Below are 21417 nucleotides of genomic sequence, written 5' to 3'. Positions count from 1 at the left end.
ATGCCTGATGGCGCAATACCATCAGGCATAATAATTTACGCTTTCAGTACCGAGAGAGCTGCTTCGTAATCCGGCTCGGTGGTGATTTCATTTACCAGCTGGCTGAAAATCACATTATCATTTTCATCAATTACGACAACCGCACGTGCCGCCAGACCTTTCAGTGGACCTTCAGCGATCTCAACGCCGTAAGCTTGCAGGAATTCAGCGTTACGGAAAGTGGAGAGAGTGATAACGTTGTTCAGACCTTCCGCGCCGCAGAAACGAGACTGGGCAAACGGCAGATCGGCGGAAATGCACAGCACAACCGTGTTGTCGATTTCGGTTGCCAGTTGGTTAAACTTACGTACTGATGCGGCGCAAACACCGGTATCAATGCTCGGGAAAATGTTCAGCACTTTGCGTTTACCTGCAAACTGACCGAGGGTGACGTCAGACAGATCTTTTGCCACGAGAGTAAAAGTCTGCGCTTTGCTACCCGCTTGCGGGATGGAATTGGCGACTGTAACCGGGTTGCCCTGGAAATGAACGATTTGTGACATGATTATCTTTCCTGTTTACATATAGTTAACGTCACGCCTAGTTTATGCTAACTGTCAATAACACAGCAATCGCTATTTGCGCTTAATCCGCAGACCACCGCGGCAACAAGGAGTAAAGATGAGAACCGTTAAGGTATTTGAGGAAGCCTGGCCGTTACATACCCCGTTTGTTATTGCGCGGGGAAGCCGCAGTGAAGCGCGCGTGGTGGTGGTTGAACTGGAAGAAGATGGCGTCAAAGGTACGGGCGAATGTACGCCTTATCCGCGCTATGGCGAAAGTGATGCCTCAGTTATGGCGCAAATAATGAGCGTAGTCCCACAACTGGAAAAAGGGCTGACGCGCGCAGAGTTGCAAAAAGTTCTGCCTGCCGGTGCGGCGCGTAATGCGCTGGATTGTGCGCTGTGGGATCTGGCCGCAAGACAACAGCAGCAGACGCTGGCTGTATTTACCGGTATCTCTCTTCCTGAAACGATCACCACTGCGCAGACCGTAGTGATCGGTACGCCGGATCAGATGGCAGGCAGTGCCGCAGCATTATGGCAGGCTGGGGCTAAGCTGCTAAAAGTGAAGTTGGATAATCATCTTATCAGCGAGCGGATGGTGGCGATTCGCGCGGCAGTGCCGGATGCGACGTTAATTGTTGATGCTAATGAATCCTGGCGTGCGGAAGGACTGGCGGCTCGATGCCAGCTGCTCGCCGATCTAGGCGTCGCAATGCTGGAGCAACCGCTGCCGGCTCAGGACGATGCAGCGCTGGAGAATTTTATTCATCCATTGCCCATTTGCGCAGATGAAAGTTGTCATACCCGTAGCAACCTGAAGGCGCTGAAAGGGCGCTATGAGATGGTTAATATCAAGCTTGATAAAACCGGCGGCCTGACGGAAGCGTTGGCGCTGGCAACAGAAGCGCGTGCACAAGGTTTCAGCCTGATGTTGGGCTGCATGTTATGCACCTCACGCGCCATTAGCGCAGCATTACCGCTGGCGCCGCAGGTCAGCTTCGCCGATCTCGACGGGCCGACCTGGCTGGCGGTGGATGTGGAACCGGCTCTTCAGTTTACGACCGGCGAATTGCATCTTTAGGATGCCAGCGCAGTAAATTCGCCATCGCAAAAAGATATTTTTCGCTGGCCTCATCGGCGGAGATGGGGGGAAACTCAGCAGTGATACAGTGTAAGTTCAGGTCTGCACACCAACTGCCAAAGGAACCGGGGGTGTCGTAGCCGACGCTGGTTACCAGCGGCAATTCAAACGCCTGAGCCAGCCATTCACCTAATTCACTGTGTCTGGGATCTTCAATACATGCCAGAGGATCGTGGAACGAGACGACCCAGGCGGGTTGAATGCGATGAATGAGCTGGCATAACGCCTGGGTTTCAGGTTCAGAGCCTGGTTTATCTCCGGTCAGCAAAACAACGTCGCGCTCTTCGGCGGCGCTGTTCCAGCGATAAACCGTTTCTCCTTCCTTCCAGTTCGCCGCGGGAAAGTTTCGGTTTAAATCCACACCATTGGCATTGGCACGTAGACCCAACTGGCAACCGTCGGGATTCACACACAGCACAACATGATGGCGGCGCAGAGACGGTGTTAATGTGCGTAATGCGCAGGAGAGGGCGACGACGGAAGAATTCTCATCGCCGTGGGTACCCGCAAGAATCAAACCACTTTCGCTATTGGCGGCATGGGCGGGAAACCAGAGCAGCGGCGCGCCCAATAATGAACGTCCGTAATGTTCAGTTCCTGGGGGGAAAGCGCCCCGTTCGGCGCGTGGGCGAGTCACGGTCATAATCGTCTCTGACAATAGAAGTATTACAGGCAGTGTTGTGCAAATTTTGTGGATTATCAAATCCTTTTCGACAACGATATGTTATCGATCTTGTATCACTTTTTTGCCGGAAGTTGTTTGCATTTCTTCAAGGAGAAACAAATAATTACGCATCAATATTAACGTCGGTTTGAGGGTAACTTATGAAGCACTCTGTTTCAGTAACTTGTTGTGCGCTGTTAGTCAGCAGCATTTCTCTTTCGTATGCTGCTGATGTTCCGGGCGGCACAGTACTGGCAGACAAGCAGGAGCTGGTGCGTCATATTAAGGATGAGCCTGCATCATTGGATCCCGCGAAAGCGGTTGGTTTGCCGGAGATTCAGGTGATTCGCGATTTGTTTGAAGGACTCGTGAATCAGAATGAAAAAGGGGAGATTGTCCCCGGCGTCGCCACCCGGTGGAAAAGTAATGACAACCGTATCTGGACCTTTACCCTGCGCGATGATGCTAAATGGGCAGACGGCACACCGGTTACAGCGCAGGATTTTGTCTATAGCTGGCAACGTCTGGTAGACCCGAAAACGTTGTCCCCATTTGCCTGGTTTGCCGCGCTGGCGGGGGTAAACAATGCTCAGGCGATTATTGATGGTAAAGCCACGCCTGGCCAACTTGGCGTCACTGCCGTTGATGCCCATACCCTGAAAATCCAGCTTGATAAGCCATTGCCGTGGTTTGTTAATTTGACGGCCAACTTTGCCTTCTTCCCGGTGCAAAAAGCCAACGTTGAAAGCGGTAAAGATTGGACAAAACCAGGGAAACTTATCGGCAACGGCGCATATGTGCTTAAAGAACGCGTAGTGAATGAAAAGCTGGTGGTTGTACCGAATACCCATTATTGGGATAACGCAAAAACGGTACTGCAAAAAGTGACTTTCCTGCCGATTAACCAGGAGTCCGCTGCCACGAAACGTTATCTTGCAGGTGATATTGATATCACTGAGTCCTTCCCGAAAAATATGTATCAAAAGCTGTTGAAGGATATTCCAGGGCAGGTTTATACACCGCCGCAGCTGGGGACTTATTATTATGCCTTCAATACGCAAAAAGGTCCGACGGCAGATCAACGCGTTCGTTTGGCATTAAGTATGACGATTGACCGCCGCCTGATGACGGAAAAAGTATTAGGCACCGGTGAAAAACCAGCATGGCATTTTACGCCAGATGTTACTGCCGGATTTACGCCGGAGCCTTCGCCGTTTGAACAAATGAGTCAGGAAGAACTGAATGCGCAGGCAAAAACTTTGTTGAGCGCAGCCGGTTATGGTCCGCAAAAACCGCTGAAGCTGACGCTGTTGTATAACACTTCAGAAAACCATCAGAAAATTGCGATTGCCGTAGCATCGATGTGGAAAAAGAATCTCGGTGTGGACGTCAAATTGCAAAATCAGGAATGGAAAACTTATATCGATAGCCGTAACACCGGTAATTTTGACGTTATCCGCGCATCATGGGTTGGGGACTATAATGAACCGTCTACCTTCCTGACGCTGTTAACGTCAACGCACTCGGGAAATATTTCACGTTTTAATAATCCGGCATACGATAAAGTGCTGGCCCAGGCATCGACTGAAAATACCGTTAAAGCGCGCAATGCTGATTACAACGCGGCAGAGAAAATTCTCATAGAACAAGCGCCTATTGCACCGATTTACCAGTATACCAATGGGCGATTAATCAAACCGTGGTTGAAAGGTTATCCAATTAATAACCCGGAAGATGTGGCCTATAGCCGCACAATGTATATTGTGAAGCATTAATATGATGTCATCTGGCGCGTTTATGCGCGCCAGATTTAACAACCCCGATAAAATACCTTCTTTTTTAAAATTTCCCCTATAAAAAATCACATCCAAGATAATTATTTGAATTTTTCTGCCAATGCCCAGCATAAATAATAATCAAACATTTTATTTAAAAGGTGTATTACATACTCCCAATATAAGCTGTGCTTTACTTTTCTTTACAACGCAAGATGTATTGCGTTCCTTGTGAAAATTTTCATTCGCAAACAGACACACAGCTAAAATGGGGTGGTAAAATGAAAAAATCCTTAGCTATTCCATTAGTTATCTCGTTATTACTCCTTCATTATCCTTCTTTAAGTCTGGCCGCAGAATCACTGCCCGATGCCACGTCGTTGGGGCTGGAAAACTTAACGAATGATCTCTCACGACAAGAATTGTTTGTAAAAATACTGGAATCGGATCCTTCTCGTGATAAAGAGTTTGATTCCTTTGCGGTAAAAAAATATTTTAAATTCCCGGCTGATGTTGCTTACGATTCGGTATTGAATCAACCACGACCCAGTTCTTTATTTGGAGTGGATATCAGCCATCATAACGGTAAAAACTTCCCGATCGAACTGTTGGCAAAAAATAAGTCTGTGTTCTTGTATATGAAGTCCAGTCAAGGAACGCGTTATGTTGATCCCGAATTTGCCGGTTTCTGGCAACGGGCCGGGGCTACGGAACGGGGAGTAAAATTACACCGTGGAGCATATCATTTTCTTTCCAGCGGCACTCCGGCAGACGACGCTGAAACATGGGGACGCAAGCAGGCGATGACGTTTGTTAAAATTATTAAAGCTAACGGGGGATTACGTGCAACGGATATGCCACCGGCGGTGGATGTTGAGTGGGATGTAGATTCATCAACAGGTAAGGACCGCTGGCAGAAGCGTAAACCCACTGAAATAATCACGATGATCAAGGCATTCACCGCGCAGGTAGAAGCCGATTTAGGGCGTAAACCGGTTATCTACACTGCGCGGGCGTGGTGGAAAGATGCCGTCGGCGGAGAAAAAAGTTTTGCCCAGGTTGAAGAACATAATCTGTGGCTGGCTGATTATTCTAATCAGGCACAGGCCAGTGAAACGCCGCGTTCAATTAATCAGACAAAATGGGCAATCTGGCAGTTTACCGATGCTGCGCAGCTTAATTTGGGATCAAGTAAGAAATTCGATGCCAGTATATACAAGGGCCCGACCGCTGAGTTTTATTCCACTCTGGGTGTGCAGGAGTTTTAAATCATGAACAGGCGATGGCCAAATTTATGTAAAACGGTCCTGGGGCTGTTAATTGCAGGAATATCACTGGGAATGAATGATGTCCGCGCAGATGACATTTGCAAAAATGGCGCAATGGTCCCTGATGAATATTGTCATTTTTTTGTCCACTATGGGCCAGAGAACCCAGGGAAACTGGATATCCGGATCAGTGATGCGTTAAAAATACCCGATCAGGATGCAGCGAAAACGCGCTCCATCGGGTTGATTATTGCAATTTCAAAATATCCACTATTACACGCAGATATTCCGGCAGCCGCGGTGGATGGCCAAAGAATGGCTGATTTTCTGATCAACGGACAGAAGTTTGATGAGGTTATTCTACTAAGAGATCAGGAAGCTTCATTAGATAATATTAATTATTTTTTAAAGGAATATTTACCTGCCAGAGGGATGATGTTTGATAAGAAAGCTCGCTTGTTAATTGCTTATTCAGGTCATGGTCGTTTTGGCACTCAAAATGGTAATTCTGATAAAGCACCTGCATTTGTATTGAGCAACGCTACGGATATTGATGGTTCAAAAGGCATGTATGAAATGCCAGCTCTGAACACACAACTTAATATTCTGGCAAAGCGTTATTTCCATGTTCTGACCTTAGTCAATGCTTGCTTTGGTTCTGGCTTGTATGGCATGACTATCGGCGCGGGTAATTCTAACTCGTACAGTAATCCTGGTGCTTATGCAATAGCTGCCGGTGATGATAAAACAGAGGTTTACTCACTGGAGGCAAAGCGCGGCAGTGTCTTTTTCGATACAATTATCAAAGGAGTAACGAATGGCGTTGCCGACGAACGTTTTGGTAAATCGTATATGGTAAAGGTAGATGGAAAAAAGGAATACTACGCAGGAATAACCAGAACGTTGAGTTTATTTATCTATGTTAACGATCAATATTCAGATATTAATGAAAAACTGGATGAACAAGGTAAGGGATTACATTTAAGCGATGCCTGGATAGGTGCAACAGAAATGCCCGCGGGTCCAGGGGGATTCTTCTTCATCAATGAACCTGCGGCAAATCGTCTGGATAATAAGACTCAGCTGGCTGCGGGTAAAGCAGGGGAGTTTACGAATATTGATGTGGCCTCATTCTCGATTGATAAGTCAGCCCCTGTCCCCGCAGATAATCAGGAAAAAAATAATAAATCAATTGAGATTCCTTATGGCCCCGTAAGTGCAATTCCCAACCGTCCTGACATTCGTATTTTTAAAACGCCGGAAATTTACCCGATTCACGGGCATGATATTTCTTCTAACGATGGTGAAATAGACTGGAAATTATTCCAGGAAAAATCGTCTGCGCGTTTTGTGTATGCGAGAGTGGTTGGCTGGAGAGGTCCCGATTCATCATTTAAGTCTCACTGGAAACAATTAGCTGATTCCAAATTTGACCGTGGAGGTTATTTCAAATTTGATTTTTGTCGCACACCTGAGGCGCAATTGGAAACGGCAAAAAGTCTCCTGCCTGCAGAGCCGAAAATGTTACCGCCCGGCATTTTATTGGTAAATCCTGAAGGTGAAGATACAACTCAACTAAACTGCTTTAAAAAATCGGGAATGGCTAATGCACGTAATGATATTTTGCGTTTTGCCGATTTAATCTACCAAAATTATCACAAAACACCCATATTTTATGGCAATCATAATAATTTGTCCCATTTCATGGATAGTCGGTTCGACCAGTATATGGTGTGGATGGGGTATTGGGGACAAGCTGGTGTGAAACTCGAGGGGCGTAATCCCTGGACACTTTGGCAATATTCAGGAAACGAAAAGGTGCCGGGCATTGGTCACAGCACAGAGTCAGAAGTTTTCTTTGGTACTGAGGAACAATATGTTCAGTTTAAAGCTGGCGAGAATAATGTCGCGCTGGCTGCTGTTAATTGAATAATAAATAAGACTGGATGGCGAATAAGCATATCGCCATCCAGTTTTTGCAGGTTATTACTTCACCTGTTCTGGTAGTGTGTTATTCTCCATATACAATGTCTGGCTGGGGAAGGCAAAATCTGCGCCATGCGACTGTACAATATCGATAATTTTCAAATATACGTCCTGCTGGGCGGCAAGCCATTCGGCCCAAACCGTGGTTTTAGTAAAACAATAAACCATAATATTTAGCGACGAATCGGCAAACTGGTTGAAATAAACCAATAGGGTTTGCTGCTGGTCGATGGCGGGATGATTTTTAAGCATTTCGCGTACCGCTTCGACAATAGCGCCCACTTTAGCCGCATCTTCATAACGTAAACCAATGGTCGTAGTAATACGACGGTTGGTCATTCGACCGGGGTTTTCAACGCTGATAGACGAAAACAGTGAGTTCGGCACGTACAGCGGACGATGATCAAATGTGGTGATTTTAGTCATTCGCCAGCCAATTTCTGCCACCGTTCCTTCGATATTTCTATCAGGAGAACGGATCCAGTCGCCAATACTAAAGGGGCGATCAAAATAGAGCATAATGCCGGAAAAGAAGTTACTCAGAATGTCTTTACCGGCCATACCCACTGCAAGGCCACCAATACCGCCAAAAGTCAGCAAGCCTGAAAGGCTCATGCCGAAATGTTCGCCATAGAGCAGAACAATGACGATGATAATGCTGATTTTAATGATCCGCGACATAATCCGTGCACTGGTAATATCGCGGCCTTTTTTAATCTGCTTCCGTTCAAACTGATTGATTAGAAGGAATAACTTAACCGTCAGGATAAGGGCTATCAGCGACGTACAGATAAAATCAACGGCGTCCGGTGTGATAAATTTGAGTTTGTAGTTTTCGATGACATAATTAATGATGCTACCAACAGCACTGATAATTATGGTGTAGATTAAAAATTGCACTGCGTGGAATAAGAATCCTTTTCTTTTATGATTTCCACGGCGAAACCAAAAGCTCATAAGAATCAATGCTGCGCAGCTACCGAAAATAATGACCAGATTAAGCGCATTATTTGTAAACAGTTCAGCGATCATTGTTTTATCAGGCTCCTCCAGATTGTTGACGTCATGCCGGAAACCCCTGGCGGGGTTATTTTATCGCGATAATTCATGCATATCATCAATAGACGGGGAAGGAAGTAGCAACATTAGCTAATTTATCAACGAGTTGATGATATGTTACGCGACAATCTATTGCTTTCAGGGCAGACAACACCAAAATGTCATGGTATTGTTACACACAAGTAACAAAGGGTTTATCTGCAAAAGGATTACATTATGATCATGGCGAAACTGAAGTCAGCGAAGGGGAGAAAGTTTCTCATAGGTTTGTTGGCGGTTTTCATTATTGCGGCGTCGGTAGTGACTCGCGCGACTATCGGTGGTGTTATTGAACAATACAATATCCCGCTGTCCGAATGGACGACATCAATGTATGTGATTCAGTCATCGATGATTTTTGTCTATAGTCTGGTCTTTACCGTGTTACTGGCAATCCCGCTGGGTATTTATTTCCTCGGCGGAGATGAGAAGTAAGTAAAAGAAAAGGCCCGTAACTTCGGGCCTTGAAAGCAAGTGACGAACGATTAATCGTCGTCTTCGTCATCCAGTTCGACAGGTGTCTGGTATTGGTCGGGTTTAATCACCAGCAGGTCGCAGCGAAGATGATCAATCACTTGTTCCGCCGTATTGCCAAGGAATGCCGCAGAAATACCAGTGCGTCCTACGGTTCCCAGAACCACAATCCCTGCCTGTAAATGCTCCGCTAAATCGGGAATCACTTCTTCCGGTAGACCTTTTTCGACATGCGTCATTTTCTCGTCAATGCTGAATTTCTGCCGCAGGGCTTTCATCGCCAATAAATGTTGCCCGCGAATAGCATCGTTATAAACGCTTGGATCAAATTCCGGCAGTTCAATTGCAATATTGATGGGGGTTACTGGATAAGCACCAACCAGATGTACCTCGGTGTGGTTGACCTGGTCCGCCAGTTCGATCGTCTCTTTCACCAGTTTTTCATTGAGCGCATTATGATACGGCTCTTCGCTGGCGAGATTCACCGCCACCAGTGCCTTACCCCCTTCCGGCCACGGTTGGTCTTTCACCATCCACACCGGGCTCGGGCATTTGCGTAACAGGTGCCAGTCTGTTGGAGTAAAAATCACCGCTTCCAGGCGGTCATGTTGGTGCGCCATTTTTAGCACCAGATCGTGTCCACCGCTAAGTACTTCCTGAATGATGGCTTCGAAAGGACGGTTATGCCAGACCACTTTAATTTCAATGGGAACGCCAGCGTTAAGATAATATTTCGCCTGCTCGTGGATCCACGCAGTACGCTGACTAATGACGCCCTGACGCATGGCGGTCCGCTCGTCCGGAGAGAGTAGGGTAGTCATCTCGTAAGAGAAGTCATAAATAGGCAAAAAGGCTTTAATTTTGCCACCAATCCGTTGATGCAAATAAACAGCTCGCCGTAATGCGGGTTGATCGTCCTGATTAGGATCGATAACAACAAGCATGTTCTGATACATAGCCATACAGAGTCTCCTTACAACAACTGTCAATGCAGTTTGTATTAAAAGAGTAACCTGGATCTGGTGAATGAAACAGTGATGAACCTTCTGCCAGATCAATAAATGAGAAAAATTTAATGATATGACAGAAGGATAGTGAGTTATGCGGAAAAATCAGGCGACGTTGCGTGTATGACCGGCTAGTTGGGCCAGCGCATCGTTATTTTCGATGGTGATATATTTACCTTTGACTGCCAGCATGCCGCTTTTCTGGAAGCGCCCCAGCAGACGGCTGATGGTTTCAACTGTCAGGCCCAGATAGTTACCGATATCGCCACGAGTCATCGTCAGGCGGAATTCACGAGGGGAGAAGCCGCGTTGGGCAAAACGACGGGACAGATTATAGATAAATGCAGCCAGACGTTCTTCGGCATTTTTCTTCGACAACAGCAGGATCATGTCCTGATCGCCTTTAATTTCGCCGCTCATCAAACGCATCATTTGTTGGCGCAAATTTGGCATTTTACCGGACAGATCGTCCAGCGTTTCGAACGGAATTTCACACACCATCGAGGTTTCCAGCGCCTGGGCGAAGCTTGGATGATGACCGCTGCCTATGGCATCGAAACCCACCAGATCGCCTGCTAAATGAAAGCCAGTGATTTGCTCGTCGCCTTGCTCTGTAATGGTATAACTTTTAATCGTACCGGAGCGGATGGCATAAAGCGATTTAAGTTCATCACCAGCCTTAAACAGCGTCTGGCCTTTCTGAATAGGCTTCTTTCGCTCAATGATATTATCAAGCTGATCAAGCTCATGTTCGTTGAGTGTGAACGGGATGCAAAGCTGACTGATGCTGCAATCCTGGCAATGGATAGCACAACCGCCAGACTGAATGCGCCGTATAATTCGCTTTTCCGGGATCATAGGTCTGCTCAAGCCGTAATTGATATTTGTCAATTTTAACATCTTTTTAGGGAGCAAGTAAGTCTAAGCAAACCTTAACAGCGGAGAATTCCGATAATAGATGTAAATTTATGTCTATCTAATTGAAAAACCTTAGATTGTTAAGGGTAACTTTACGTAAAACTGTGAACACGCAGGCACAAATTGCTTAATGTTTACAGTAAAAGATAACCTTCATGGCGCAATAGCCACTCTTTTCGCTGCACTCCGCCTGCATATCCTGTCATCGTGCCGTTTCGGCCAATGACCCGGTGACAAGGCACCACAATACTGATTGGGTTTGCACCGTTGGCTGCGCCGACGGCACGCGCGGCCCCTGGGCGGCCTAGTTGTTCTGCCAGTTGACCGTAATGCATTACCTGTCCACACGGGATAGTGCGTAGCGTTTTCCATACTTCCCGTTGAAATGGCGTACCGCCGGTGGCAGTGGGTAGGGAATCAATAATGCTTAGATTACCGGCAAAATAATCACGAAGTTTATCGCTTAACCCGCCGGGATTGCTGGCGGAAATACGCTCATAACCTTCTTTGCGATAATGGATGTCCAGCAATTGCACCATGCGATCGCTATACTCTTCCCACTCAACCGCCCGCAGACGAAATTGTTCATCGCAAATAACCCACAGAGGACCCAGTGGCGTGGCAATTTTTTCTTCAAGTAATCTCAGCATCCGTTCTCTCTTAAGATAAATGTGGGTAAACCCCCGGACTAATCAGAAGACCGACAAGATACCACGCAAGCAACATTAGCAGCCATACCACAAGAAGATAAGAGGGTACGGTACGACTAATGAATAGTAGGTACCTGGATTAGTTTCCGGTTTGATCGATAGCGCTGAAGTGGATTTCCGGGCTAAATGCGTCTGCCGCTTCGTTACTTCTCCCGACACCAGCGAGAATGTGGTTTTCTGCAATGCAGACAAATGAATAAAAAAATAGAGTCTGTCGACATCCGCCAGACTCTACAGTACACACAGCAGTGCATCCGCGTCTTGAATCCGGCCTGCTTCCTGTCAGCCGGTGACAGTGTTATAACGGTTTTGCCCATCAGTTGCCAATTTTCTTCAGTGACAGATTTCACGAAAATATAAGTTAAAACGTTCATCTCGTGATTGAATAATCATGCATCGTTAATCGACTGGTGAATTTAGCGGGTGATTAACCTGTGCGGCGTTTAAACATATTGCAGAATGATTTGCTTAAGTATATTTCAGGCGACGTGCAACAAATTACCGTCATCATATATTGGTTGCTTGATGGACAAATCGCCTTAATTAGGGCCTGTGCAGGCTCACTCCCGGCCTAAACTGTTCGATACTGCAACCAGGCTGGTATAAAATGCCCCGCCTGCGGAGACACTAGCCTGTATGGAGCAAGATGTTGTTTCAACTTGCGAAGTGAACGATGCAGCAAGCATCAGATATATGAACAATTAACCCGTCTGGATCACGACGTGCGAAGGTACATAGGAGGTTACATGAACCTTGACGACAAATCGCTGTTTCTTGACGCCATGGAAGATGTCCAACCACTGAAACGCGCTACTGATGTCCACTGGCATCCTGTGCGTAACCAACGCGCGCCACAGCGTATAGACACGCTGCAACTTGATAATTTCCTCACCACAGGATTTCTCGACATCATCCCGCTAAATCAGCCCCTGGAATTTCGTCGGGAAGGTTTGCAACATGGGGTGATCGATAAGCTACGCAGCGGCAAATATCCGCAACAGGCTAGCCTGAATTTACTTCGCCAGTCGGTGGAAGAGTGCCGCAAAATGGTGTTTAGTTTTATTCATCAGGCGCGGGCGGATGGTTTGCGTAATGTACTTATTATTCACGGCAAAGGCAGAGAAGATAAGTCTCACGCCAACATTGTCCGTAGTTATGTCGCACGTTGGCTGACAGAGTTTGATGATGTACAGGCTTATTGCACCGCGCTACCGCATCATGGCGGCAGCGGGGCGTGTTACGTTGCACTGCGTAAAACAGCGCAGGCGAAACAAGAAAACTGGGAGCGCCACGCTAAACGCAGTCGATAATTCATTGACGCTTCCGCGCTATTGAAAATATCAAGCCGCCAGTACGCGGTTGCGTCCGTCATTTTTCGCCCGATACAACGCATCATCTACGCGTTTAAACAGTTCATCGATGCCTTCATTGCCTTCGTGATGTGCCACGCCAATGCTGACCGTAAAACGCGGTAAGCCAGAAATACTCACTTTTGCCACGCTCAATCGGATAGTTTCAGCGAGAGAAATTGCGGTATCCAGCGGAGTTCTGGGTAATAACAAGACGAACTCTTCACCTCCCCATCGAAACACCATATCGCCTTTGCGAGCGCAGCTTTCGAGCGTACGTGCCAGAGTGCATAAAACTTCATCACCTTTCTGGTGACCGTACAGGTCATTAATATGCTTAAAACGATCGGTGTCGATAAGCAGCAAACTGTAATCCTGAGCGATTGCGAGATGCTGCATCTGGCCTTGCTCGGTGATGTGATAAAATTGTCGGCGGTTAAGTAACCCCGTCAACGCGTCATGGTGAGCCGCGTGTTCCAGTTGTTGTTCCAGCCTTTTTTGCTCGGTAATGTCATGCACGATGCATAACATTAACTTGTCGCCATAAATCTCAATTGGCCCGGCATAAGTTTGCACATGGCGAGTGGAACCATCTGCCAGCTTATGGACAAAGTTAAGAGGTTTATGTCCGCCGGGTAAACGCGAAATTTCATGCATGACAGGCATCACGCGACGCCCAAGAATATTAATTTCCCAGGTGTGTTTCTGACAGATTGTTTCATGGTTATAGCCATAGAAATTGAGTGCGGCCACATTGGCGTCGACAATTTGGCCATCACGCGAGGGATCTATCAATAGCATTGGCGCGGAATTAGTCAGAAAAAAACGCGCATAAAACCCTTGTTTTTTACGCTGATAATTTGCAGATCGGCTGGCTTTTAAGCCCAGACTTGCGGGTGTCTCCATCCCTTCAAATATGATCACTTCCCCAGTATCACTAATCTCTTTGAGGGTTAACCGACAGCTTAGTGCTGTCTCTTCACCATTACGCTTGACCGTGAGAATTTCTACAATATCGAGTTGGTTATGCAGGTCTACGAGATATTTTGGTAGTTCGTTTTGGGAGGAGACGGAATAGAGGCCGGTTCGTAGCTGACTAAAAGTGAGTTCTTGCATCAACAGTTGCGCAGCGCTATTGGCATAAATTAACCGTTCCTCGAAGGGGGAAACGATCCAGACAGGACTGGTTAATAAGTCCAGGGTATTGAAGTTGTGCGTAGTCATTGAAATCCCGTTATTTTTATCAATTTTCTAGTGTTATCTGATCGCAAAAATGCCACCACAAATGATCAGATAATTCTGATAATGATAGACGCTATTTAACACTTTACCCCTTTTCTAATCATGAAAAGTATTTTGCTTTCTGTATTTAGTTTTGACAGGATTTTATTAATCATTTCAGGGTAATGGGGTGAGGAGATGTTGCGTAAGATGACCAGAAGACTAGACTACAAAATAAAGCATTGATAATGGAGGCACTGTGGAAACGATTAAGGGAGCGGACATAAATGTACCGGATGCAGTATTTGCCTGGATGTTGGATGGTAAAGGCGGCGTTAAACCGCTGGAAAATACAGATGAGATAGATGAAGAGCATCCCTGCTGGCTCCACCTTAATTATGTGCACCATGACAGCGCGCAGTGGCTGGCAACGACACCATTGCTACCAAATAACGTGCGTGACGCGCTGGCAGGGGAAAGCACGCGACCCAGAGTCAGCCGTCTTGGTGAAGGGACGTTGATTACGTTGCGCTGCATTAATGGCAGTACTGATGAACGTCCCGACCAGCTGGTCGCCATGCGTGTTTATATGGACGGTCGGTTCATTGTCTCGACCCGACAACGTAAAGTACTGGCGTTAGACGATGTAGTTAGCGATCTGGAAGAGGGGACCGGCCCGACTGATTGCGGAGGCTGGCTGGTGGATGTGTGTGATGCATTAACCGATCACTCCAATGAGTTTATAGAGCAACTGCACGATAAAATTATCGACCTGGAAGATAATTTACTTGATCAACAAATTCCGCCGCGCGGTTTCCTGGCACTACTACGGAAACAACTCATTGTTATGCGTCGCTATATGGCGCCGCAGCGAGATGTTTATGCTCGCCTTGCCAGTGAGCGCCTGCCCTGGATGAATGACGATCAACGGCGCCGAATGCAGGATATTGCTGACCGTCTTGGGCGCGGTCTGGATGAGATTGACGCGTGCATTGCGAGAACTGGCGTGATGGCGGACGAAATCGCCCAAGTGATGCAGGAAAATTTAGCCCGCCGTACTTACACAATGTCATTGATGGCAATGGTCTTTTTACCCAGTACATTTTTAACCGGGCTATTTGGCGTTAACCTCGGCGGTATTCCAGGTGGAGGATGGCAATTTGGTTTTTCGCTTTTTTGTATTCTGTTAGTTGTTCTTATTGGTGGTGTTGCTTTATGGTTGCATCGTAGTAAATGGTTGTAACAAAAGCAATTTCACCGGGTTTCTGTATACAAAAACGCCGTAAAATTTGAGCGAGGTCAATAAACTCTCTACCCATTCAGGGCAATATCTTTCACGCAGGTGAATGCAACGTCAAGCGATGGGCGTTGCGCTCCATATTGTCTTACTTCCTTTTTTGAATTACTGCATAGCACAATTGATTCGTACGACGCCGACTTAGATAAGTCGGCTTTTTTTTGTCTGTTATCTGTCAACGTCTACCCTTTAAGAGTCTACCCAATGACCAAAGGGAAATATGATGACACTCATTTATTTGCAAATTCCTGTCCCTGAACCGATTCCTGGCGATCCCGTCCCAGTCCCCGATCCAATCCCTCGTCCACAACCTATGCCCGACCCGCCGCCCGATGAAGAACCGATTAAATTGTCGCAACGTGAGCGTAGATCTGCGAGGATACGCGCCTGCTAACTTTGCGCTGATGACCACGAGAATAGATTGTGACCGCTTTTTCTACCCTGAACGTTTTGCCTCCCGCCCAGCTCACTAACCTTAATGAGTTGGGTTACTTAACCATGACACCGGTGCAGGCCGCCGCACTTCCGGCGATCCTTGCTGGAAGAGATGTTCGCGTGCAGGCGAAAACCGGCAGCGGAAAAACCGCAGCATTTGGCCTCGGGTTGTTACAGCAAATTGATGCGTCGCTGTTTCAGACTCAGGCTTTAGTGCTGTGTCCGACTCGTGAACTGGCGGATCAAGTCGCAGGGGAGTTACGTCGGCTGGCGCGTTTTCTACCAAATACCAAGATCTTGACCTTATGCGGCGGTCAGCCGTTTGGCATTCAGCGCGATTCACTGCAACACGCGCCGCATATCATCGTGGCAACGCCGGGGCGTTTGCTGGATCACCTGCAAAAAGGCACTGTTTCGTTAGATGCGTTGAATACGTTGGTCATGGATGAAGCCGACCGTATGCTGGATATGGGGTTTAGCGACGCAATTGATGAAGTCATTGGTTTTGCGCCAGCTTCTCGCCAGACGCTTCTCTTCTCTGCCACCTGGCCGGAAGCGATCGCCGCGATTAGCGGTCGTGTACAACGAGATCCCCTGGCGATTGAAATAGACACAACAGATGCTCTGCCGCCTGTTGAACAACAATTTTATGAGACATCCAGCAAGGGCAAAATTCCGTTGTTGCAACGGTTATTAAGTTTGCATCAGCCAGCGTCTTGTGTGGTGTTTTGTAACACCAAAAAAGATTGCCAGACTGTGTGTGATGCACTGAATGAAGTAGGGCAAAGTGCATTGTCATTACATGGCGATCTGGAACAGCGCGATCGCGACCAGACGTTGGTTCGTTTTGCCAACGGTAGCGCTCGTGTGCTGGTAGCGACCGATGTCGCTGCGCGTGGTCTGGATATTAAATCGCTTGAGCTGGTGGTGAACTTTGAGCTGGCGTGGGGTCCTGAAGTTCATGTGCATCGTATCGGGCGTACGGCGCGTGCCGGGAATAGCGGTCTGGCAATCAGTTTCTGTGCGCCAGAAGAAGCACAGCGCGCCAATATCATTGCCGACATGTTGCAGATGAAACTTAACTGGCAAACGTTACCAGCCAGCAGGGACATTGTGTCGCTGGAGGCAGAAATGGCAACGTTGTGTATCGATGGCGGGAAAAAAGCCAAAATGCGTCCGGGTGATGTATTAGGCGCGCTGACAGGAGATATCGGGCTTGATGGTGCGGATATTGGCAAAATCACCGTGCACCCAGCGCATGTCTATGTCGCAGTGCGACAGGCTGTTGCTCATAAGACATGGAAGCAGTTACAGGGCGGCAAGATTAAAGGAAAAACTTGCCGGGTACGGCTGTTAAAATAACGAAATGTTGAATTGCCTGATGCAAGGATAAACATCTTCTTCGGCATTGCCGGATGCGACGCGGACCGCGTCTTATCCGGCCTACATGAGTAGCCCGATAAGCTTGCGTATCGGGCGCTATTCTGATTATTTCACTTCAACCACATTCAGGCGCAGTTCATCCAGCTGATTTTCGTCTTCTTCAGGCTGCCAGCCCGCCGGTTGTAGTGGGAGCTCTTCGCGATCAAACGCCAGATCACCGCCGTTAACCACTTCTGAACCGTGGGTAATGCCTTTGAAATCGAAAAGACTGGTATCGCACAGATGAGACGGCACCACATTCTGCATCGCGCTGAACATGGTCTCGATACGTCCCGGATAACGCTTATCCCAGTCGCGGAGCATATCGGCAATCACCTGACGTTGCAGGTTAGGCTGTGAACCGCACAGGTTACATGGAATAATCGGGAACGCTTTCGCATCGGCAAAACGCTGAATATCTTTTTCGCGGCAGTAGGCCAGCGGACGAATCACGATATGTTTGCCATCATCGCTCATCAGTTTCGGTGGCATCCCCTTCATCTTGCCACCGTAGAACATATTTAAGAACAGCGTTTGCAGGATATCGTCGCGGTGGTGACCCAGTGCGATTTTCGTGGCTCCCAGTTCTGTTGCGGTGCGATAAAGGATACCGCGACGCAGACGAGAGCAGAGCGAGCAGGTGGTTTTTCCTTCAGGGATTTTCTCTTTTACGATCCCGTAAGTATTCTCTTCAACAATCTTATACTCAACGCCCAGCTTATCGAGATACTCCGGCAGGACGTGTTCCGGGAAACCTGGCTGTTTCTGGTCGAGGTTAACGGCAACCAGCGAGAAATTGATTGGCGCGCTTTGCTGCAAATTACGCAGGATCTCCAGCATGGTATAGCTGTCTTTGCCCCCAGAGAGGCAAACCATAATGCGGTCGCCATCTTCAATCATATTGAAGTCAGCAATGGCTTCGCCCACGTTACGACGCAGACGTTTTTGCAATTTGTTCAGGTTGTATATCTCTTTCTTCGTATTCTTTTGATTTTCTTGCATTATTTCAGTTCTCTGGTACTAAATGGGGCAAATTGGGGGCAAACTTTGCAACTACGATAACCGCGCATTCAACATAGCTACCTGTTCGTCGTTCATGTCATCAATCCACATACCGTAAATTTCATACACCATCTGCGCAGTTTCATGCCCCATCTGGCTGGCTATAAATGCCGGGTTCGCTCCTGCCGTCAACAGCCAGCAGGCAAAAGTATGTCGCGTATGGTACGGATTACGGCGGCGAATACCAGCACGTTTTACTGCTGCATTCCATCTCGCACCCAAACTGCTTACCGAGTAATAAGGTTTCTGTTTTCCGTTACACATCCTGGGCATGAAAACAAAATGCAGTTTTTGCTTTTCGGTTCTGCCGTACTCCCGATGATAAAAAGTGATTTCGCTTTTGCGATGATGCCCGGTCAGTTTGTATTGCTCCTTCAGTGCTTCAAGAGCTGGCTGTAGTAGTGTTACCGTCCGGATCCCCGCATTTGTTTTTGGGGGACCGAACATATCAAGTATCGTCAGGTTTCTTCTGACATTCACAATTCCCTTCTCGAAATCCACATCCTCCCACGCCAGAGCAGCCAGTTCCCCGTGACGAAGCCCGGAGTAAACGGCAAATTTCCACAAGTTCTGGCTCTGTCCTTTTTCACTTTCCATTAATGCATTGAATTCTGTTTTAGATAACGGATCAGGCTTTATTCTGTTTCGCTGTAATTTTTTTACTCCTTCAAATGGTTTGGTTGATATAAATCCCGACTGATACGCAAAACGTAACAACGAACAGAGCAGGGCGATATAGTTATCAACTGTGCGCACTGTTCTTCCTTTTTTGTTGGATCTTGGATTATCCAGGTAAAGCGTTTCTCCATGCAGCAGTTCATTCCGGTAGTTTAAGATATCGCTATAACGAATATATGATATTGGGGTACTCTCACAAATTATTATCCTGAGTGTTTTTAATTGTGATTTCGTTTTCTTCATTGTGTTTGTTGTTAACTCTGTCTCTTTAATTTTTGTCCAGATATCACAAAGCTCCCCGAACGTTTTTATGACCCTCGTTGTCACCATTTTTGCCCCAGTGCTGGACTGGGGAAAACGTCTTAAATACTCAAATTCACCGGAGTTGATTTCATGAACTATCAACGCTCTTAAATTCCCGGCCTTTTTAATGTTACTATTAGTAACCTCCCAGCCTTTCAATGTTTCCCGACATCGTTTTCCTCGAAACATGAACCAGATGCGAATGTATTTACCTCGAATCTCGACACCTGTTGGTAATTTAGACATATCATGAGTCTTTGATAAACTGATTTATCTTTGGATAGTTGTACCAGATAATCCCTCGCTTACTGTCTGGCTTCCCTAAAGGAGATACTCGTTTGAAGTGGAAGCCTTCCACCCAACAGTTCTGGCGGTATGCTTCAATTTGTCTGGCCCCCAGACCAGTGCGAAGCATCAGGCCGTATTCAACCATCCACTCTTCATTAAAGATTACTTGTGCCATCGCATCACCTCTGGCAGGCGCCAATGTTAGACTGAAATTGACGCCCGATGTTGATTATTAATAATCAGCTATGAAGTTTTAATTTGAATACAATGCAATTCACGAAGATTGAAGTTTCTCGCAATTAAAATTTATAAGTTTTACTTTCTGCTCTCTGGAAACGCCAGCTTCTTTTTTCCCTGAGAGCATTTTTTCGCATTCCGATTTGGTTAACTTTGTTGTTGAGTACCTTGTCCAGCTGGTAGGAGAACCTCCTTCCTTTTCAATAGTGGCGGTAATTTTATACATGAACACCTCCATTATTATTTCCAGTAGTTCGTTTATTCCATCTTTCGAGTGCTTCTTTTTCACTTCCACCATAGCCGGTTCGGGATTCGCATCCGTTACACTTCACGCGGTAATATCCTGAAATGGCTTTCACCGTTACTGATGGACAACCACAAAAAGGGCATGGTTTGACTTTTTCATACCGCATTGTCTTTTCTCTCATAAAATAAATTTTTTTGATGGCGGTGGGACTACACCGCCAAAGTAAATATCAGGAGCCGATATATTCTGGTTTCATATCTGTCAGTGTCGTTTTATACGCCTCATATAATTCACCCAGATGTGGCCGAGCAGTATTCAGCGTATTTTCCAGAGCAGTAAATTTTTGTTCTGCTTCTGGATCACCTGAAGAAGGAAGGTCATTTATCATCTTCTCAATACGGGCAATAGCATTGAGACGGTGATGACGCTGAACCACTTTTCCTTTAAGTTCCGTATAGAGAGCGCCAAGTGTATTTTTATGCTCTTCCACTTCCTGGCGAAGTGCTGTTGTTTCCCCGGTGCTTTGTGCCTGCTCAATACGTTCACGGAAAGCATCGATCCAGTTTTCCCCGGCATCCTGCTCAATAATTGTTGTTTCACGTTCCGCGCGGCAAGCGGATGTGTTTTTATGTTCCTGAACCGGGTTAATGATTTTTTCCTGTGGCTCGTCCAGTTCGTCCCTGGTGTACACTCCAAGAATCACTTCGGGGCAATAAAGGCGCGCCCAGCGTTTCAGCGCCAGATAGGCAAGCTGCTGGCGAGGATCGTCGGACCATAGCGTTGAGTTACGTGTTCTGGCCTGCGCCAGAAGTAATTCCAGTACGCGCGGTTTACTTTCGCCGCGTAGTGTTGCCTGGACACGAACACCGATCCCGTTTTCATCAGCCAGTTTCCATCCCGGGACGCGATATTCCTTTCCTTTGTCGTTCTTCCTGATTTCAAACTTTCCGATGATTTTTTCCCACGGTCCGAACCAGTCATATTCAATACGCCCGGTTAGCGGCCCACGGGTGCTGATTACGGCGTTAACCAGTTGCGCTTCATACCCTAGCACACCATTCACAACGAAAGTTTTCTGAGCTACTGCGTAAGGGTTCATTTGCCACTGCATCGCCTGCATGGTGATGGCCATACAGTCTGATGGGTTTCCCCGGAGGTGTTCCGGTACTGTAGCCATGCCGGAAGCCATTACCTGAGAAAATGTCTGAATTGCAGCCAGGGACTGAGGGCTGAAAACCGCAACGTTAGAGTTAATATTTTCTTGTTGAGTTAATTCGTTCATTGTGTCCTTC

General features: G+C 47.0%; 22 protein-coding genes and 1 pseudogene. 9 read left to right on the top strand and 14 right to left on the bottom strand.

Annotation, left to right across the window (positions count from 1 at the left end; all coding sequences use genetic code 11):
* Positions 1–35: 35 nt before the first annotated feature.
* The gene (gene tpx, locus AACU94_RS09735; protein ID WP_130216094.1) at positions 36–542 is read right to left on the bottom strand and encodes a thiol peroxidase; all 507 of its coding nucleotides are present in this window, start codon (positions 540–542) and stop codon (positions 36–38) included.
* Between the two features lie 118 nt (positions 543–660).
* Here tpx and ycjG point away from each other — a divergent pair, with 118 nt between their 5' ends.
* Positions 661–1626, top strand: coding sequence for an L-Ala-D/L-Glu epimerase (ycjG, locus tag AACU94_RS09730; protein WP_130216096.1), 966 nt, complete (start codon positions 661–663; stop codon positions 1624–1626).
* On the opposite strand, the gene mpaA is transcribed toward ycjG, so the two are convergent.
* A complete protein-coding gene (mpaA, locus tag AACU94_RS09725) occupies positions 1601–2329 on the bottom strand; it encodes a murein tripeptide amidase MpaA (RefSeq protein ID WP_135489361.1) in 729 nt (242 codons plus the stop codon). The genes ycjG and mpaA overlap by 26 nt on opposite strands.
* Positions 2330–2511: 182 nt before the next feature.
* On the opposite strand from mpaA, the gene mppA reads away from it, so the two are divergent.
* The 3 genes from mppA to AACU94_RS09710 all read left to right on the top strand — a co-directional run bounded on the left by mppA (position 2512) and on the right by AACU94_RS09710 (position 7322).
* Entirely contained in the window at positions 2512–4125 is a 1614-nt protein-coding gene (mppA, locus tag AACU94_RS09720; protein WP_135489360.1) for a murein tripeptide ABC transporter substrate-binding protein MppA, read from the top strand.
* Between the two features lie 281 nt (positions 4126–4406).
* Positions 4407–5393: a glycoside hydrolase family 25 protein gene (locus AACU94_RS09715; RefSeq protein ID WP_135489359.1), complete on the top strand. Its 987-nt coding sequence runs from the start codon at positions 4407–4409 to the stop codon at positions 5391–5393.
* 3 nt (positions 5394–5396) lie between these two features.
* Positions 5397–7322, top strand: coding sequence for a GH25 family lysozyme (locus AACU94_RS09710; RefSeq protein WP_135489358.1), 1926 nt, complete (start codon positions 5397–5399; stop codon positions 7320–7322).
* Between the two features lie 57 nt (positions 7323–7379).
* Here AACU94_RS09710 and ynaI read toward each other — a convergent pair whose 3' ends face one another.
* Positions 7380–8411, bottom strand: coding sequence for a low conductance mechanosensitive channel YnaI (gene ynaI, locus AACU94_RS09705; RefSeq protein ID WP_135489357.1), 1032 nt, complete (start codon positions 8409–8411; stop codon positions 7380–7382).
* Positions 8412–8654: 243 nt separating this feature from the next.
* Here ynaI and AACU94_RS09700 point away from each other — a divergent pair, with 243 nt between their 5' ends.
* Positions 8655–8912 carry a DUF2534 family protein gene (locus AACU94_RS09700; protein ID WP_130222728.1) on the top strand — a complete coding sequence of 86 codons (258 nt, stop codon included), beginning with the start codon at positions 8655–8657 and terminating at the stop codon, positions 8910–8912.
* Between the two features lie 50 nt (positions 8913–8962).
* Here AACU94_RS09700 and uspE read toward each other — a convergent pair whose 3' ends face one another.
* The 4 genes and pseudogenes from uspE to AACU94_RS09680 all read right to left on the bottom strand — a co-directional run.
* Positions 8963–9913 carry a universal stress protein UspE gene (gene uspE / locus AACU94_RS09695; protein WP_130208771.1) on the bottom strand — a complete coding sequence of 317 codons (951 nt, stop codon included), beginning with the start codon at positions 9911–9913 and terminating at the stop codon, positions 8963–8965.
* 150 nt (positions 9914–10063) lie between these two features.
* Positions 10064–10816 carry a fumarate/nitrate reduction transcriptional regulator Fnr gene (gene fnr, locus AACU94_RS09690; RefSeq protein ID WP_000611911.1) on the bottom strand — a complete coding sequence of 251 codons (753 nt, stop codon included), beginning with the start codon at positions 10814–10816 and terminating at the stop codon, positions 10064–10066.
* Positions 10817–11010: 194 nt separating this feature from the next.
* The gene (gene ogt / locus AACU94_RS09685; protein WP_135486337.1) at positions 11011–11526 is read right to left on the bottom strand and encodes a methylated-DNA--[protein]-cysteine S-methyltransferase; all 516 of its coding nucleotides are present in this window, start codon (positions 11524–11526) and stop codon (positions 11011–11013) included.
* Between the two features lie 10 nt (positions 11527–11536).
* Positions 11537–11679: pseudogene (locus AACU94_RS09680) on the bottom strand (AbgT family transporter); the annotation flags it as partial.
* Between the two features lie 653 nt (positions 11680–12332).
* On the opposite strand from AACU94_RS09680, the gene smrA reads away from it, so the two are divergent.
* On the top strand, positions 12333–12896 hold the full coding sequence (smrA, locus tag AACU94_RS09670; protein WP_130208769.1) for a DNA endonuclease SmrA: 564 nt from the start codon (positions 12333–12335) through the stop codon (positions 12894–12896).
* Positions 12897–12926: 30 nt separating this feature from the next.
* Here the strand turns inward: smrA and AACU94_RS09665 are convergent, their stop codons facing one another.
* Positions 12927–14159, bottom strand: a complete 1233-nt coding sequence (locus AACU94_RS09665) for a sensor domain-containing diguanylate cyclase (RefSeq protein WP_130216110.1) — start codon at positions 14157–14159, stop codon at positions 12927–12929.
* Between the two features lie 256 nt (positions 14160–14415).
* Between AACU94_RS09665 and zntB the strand changes: the two genes are divergently transcribed.
* The 3 genes from zntB (at position 14416) to dbpA (ending at position 17250) form a co-directional block, all read left to right on the top strand.
* Positions 14416–15399: a zinc transporter ZntB gene (gene zntB, locus AACU94_RS09660; RefSeq protein ID WP_130208765.1), complete on the top strand. Its 984-nt coding sequence runs from the start codon at positions 14416–14418 to the stop codon at positions 15397–15399.
* 274 nt (positions 15400–15673) lie between these two features.
* Positions 15674–15847 carry a proline-rich small protein YnaL gene (gene ynaL / locus AACU94_RS09655; protein ID WP_276319618.1) on the top strand — a complete coding sequence of 58 codons (174 nt, stop codon included), beginning with the start codon at positions 15674–15676 and terminating at the stop codon, positions 15845–15847.
* Positions 15848–15876: 29 nt separating this feature from the next.
* Positions 15877–17250: an ATP-dependent RNA helicase DbpA gene (dbpA, locus tag AACU94_RS09650; protein WP_135489356.1), complete on the top strand. Its 1374-nt coding sequence runs from the start codon at positions 15877–15879 to the stop codon at positions 17248–17250.
* A gap of 126 nt (positions 17251–17376) precedes the next feature.
* Here the strand turns inward: dbpA and ttcA are convergent, their stop codons facing one another.
* The 6 genes from ttcA to AACU94_RS09620 form a co-directional block, all read right to left on the bottom strand.
* Positions 17377–18312 carry a tRNA 2-thiocytidine(32) synthetase TtcA gene (ttcA, locus tag AACU94_RS09645; RefSeq protein WP_135486172.1) on the bottom strand — a complete coding sequence of 312 codons (936 nt, stop codon included), beginning with the start codon at positions 18310–18312 and terminating at the stop codon, positions 17377–17379.
* 51 nt (positions 18313–18363) lie between these two features.
* On the bottom strand, positions 18364–19599 hold the full coding sequence (locus tag AACU94_RS09640) for a tyrosine-type recombinase/integrase (protein WP_000040841.1): 1236 nt from the start codon (positions 19597–19599) through the stop codon (positions 18364–18366).
* A 1-nt stretch (position 19600) separates the two neighbouring features.
* Entirely contained in the window at positions 19601–19816 is a 216-nt protein-coding gene (xisR, locus tag AACU94_RS09635) for an excisionase XisR (protein ID WP_000079604.1), read from the bottom strand.
* 99 nt (positions 19817–19915) lie between these two features.
* Positions 19916–20104: a DUF1187 family protein gene (locus AACU94_RS09630; RefSeq protein WP_001602382.1), complete on the bottom strand. Its 189-nt coding sequence runs from the start codon at positions 20102–20104 to the stop codon at positions 19916–19918.
* Positions 20097–20291, bottom strand: coding sequence for a type I toxin-antitoxin system endodeoxyribonuclease toxin RalR (gene ralR, locus AACU94_RS09625; protein ID WP_032158083.1), 195 nt, complete (start codon positions 20289–20291; stop codon positions 20097–20099). Before ralR ends, AACU94_RS09630 begins: the two co-directional genes overlap by 8 nt.
* Positions 20292–20354: 63 nt before the next feature.
* The gene (locus AACU94_RS09620) at positions 20355–21407 is read right to left on the bottom strand and encodes a RecT family recombinase (protein ID WP_001004418.1); all 1053 of its coding nucleotides are present in this window, start codon (positions 21405–21407) and stop codon (positions 20355–20357) included.
* Positions 21408–21417 lie beyond the last annotated feature (10 nt).

Source organism: Escherichia sp. E4702 (assembly GCF_963883545.1).
In the GTDB taxonomy this organism is placed as follows: Bacteria; Pseudomonadota; Gammaproteobacteria; order Enterobacterales; family Enterobacteriaceae; genus Escherichia.
Note: the sequence above shows the minus strand (reverse complement) of the source record. Positions and strands in the feature narration are given on the sequence as shown.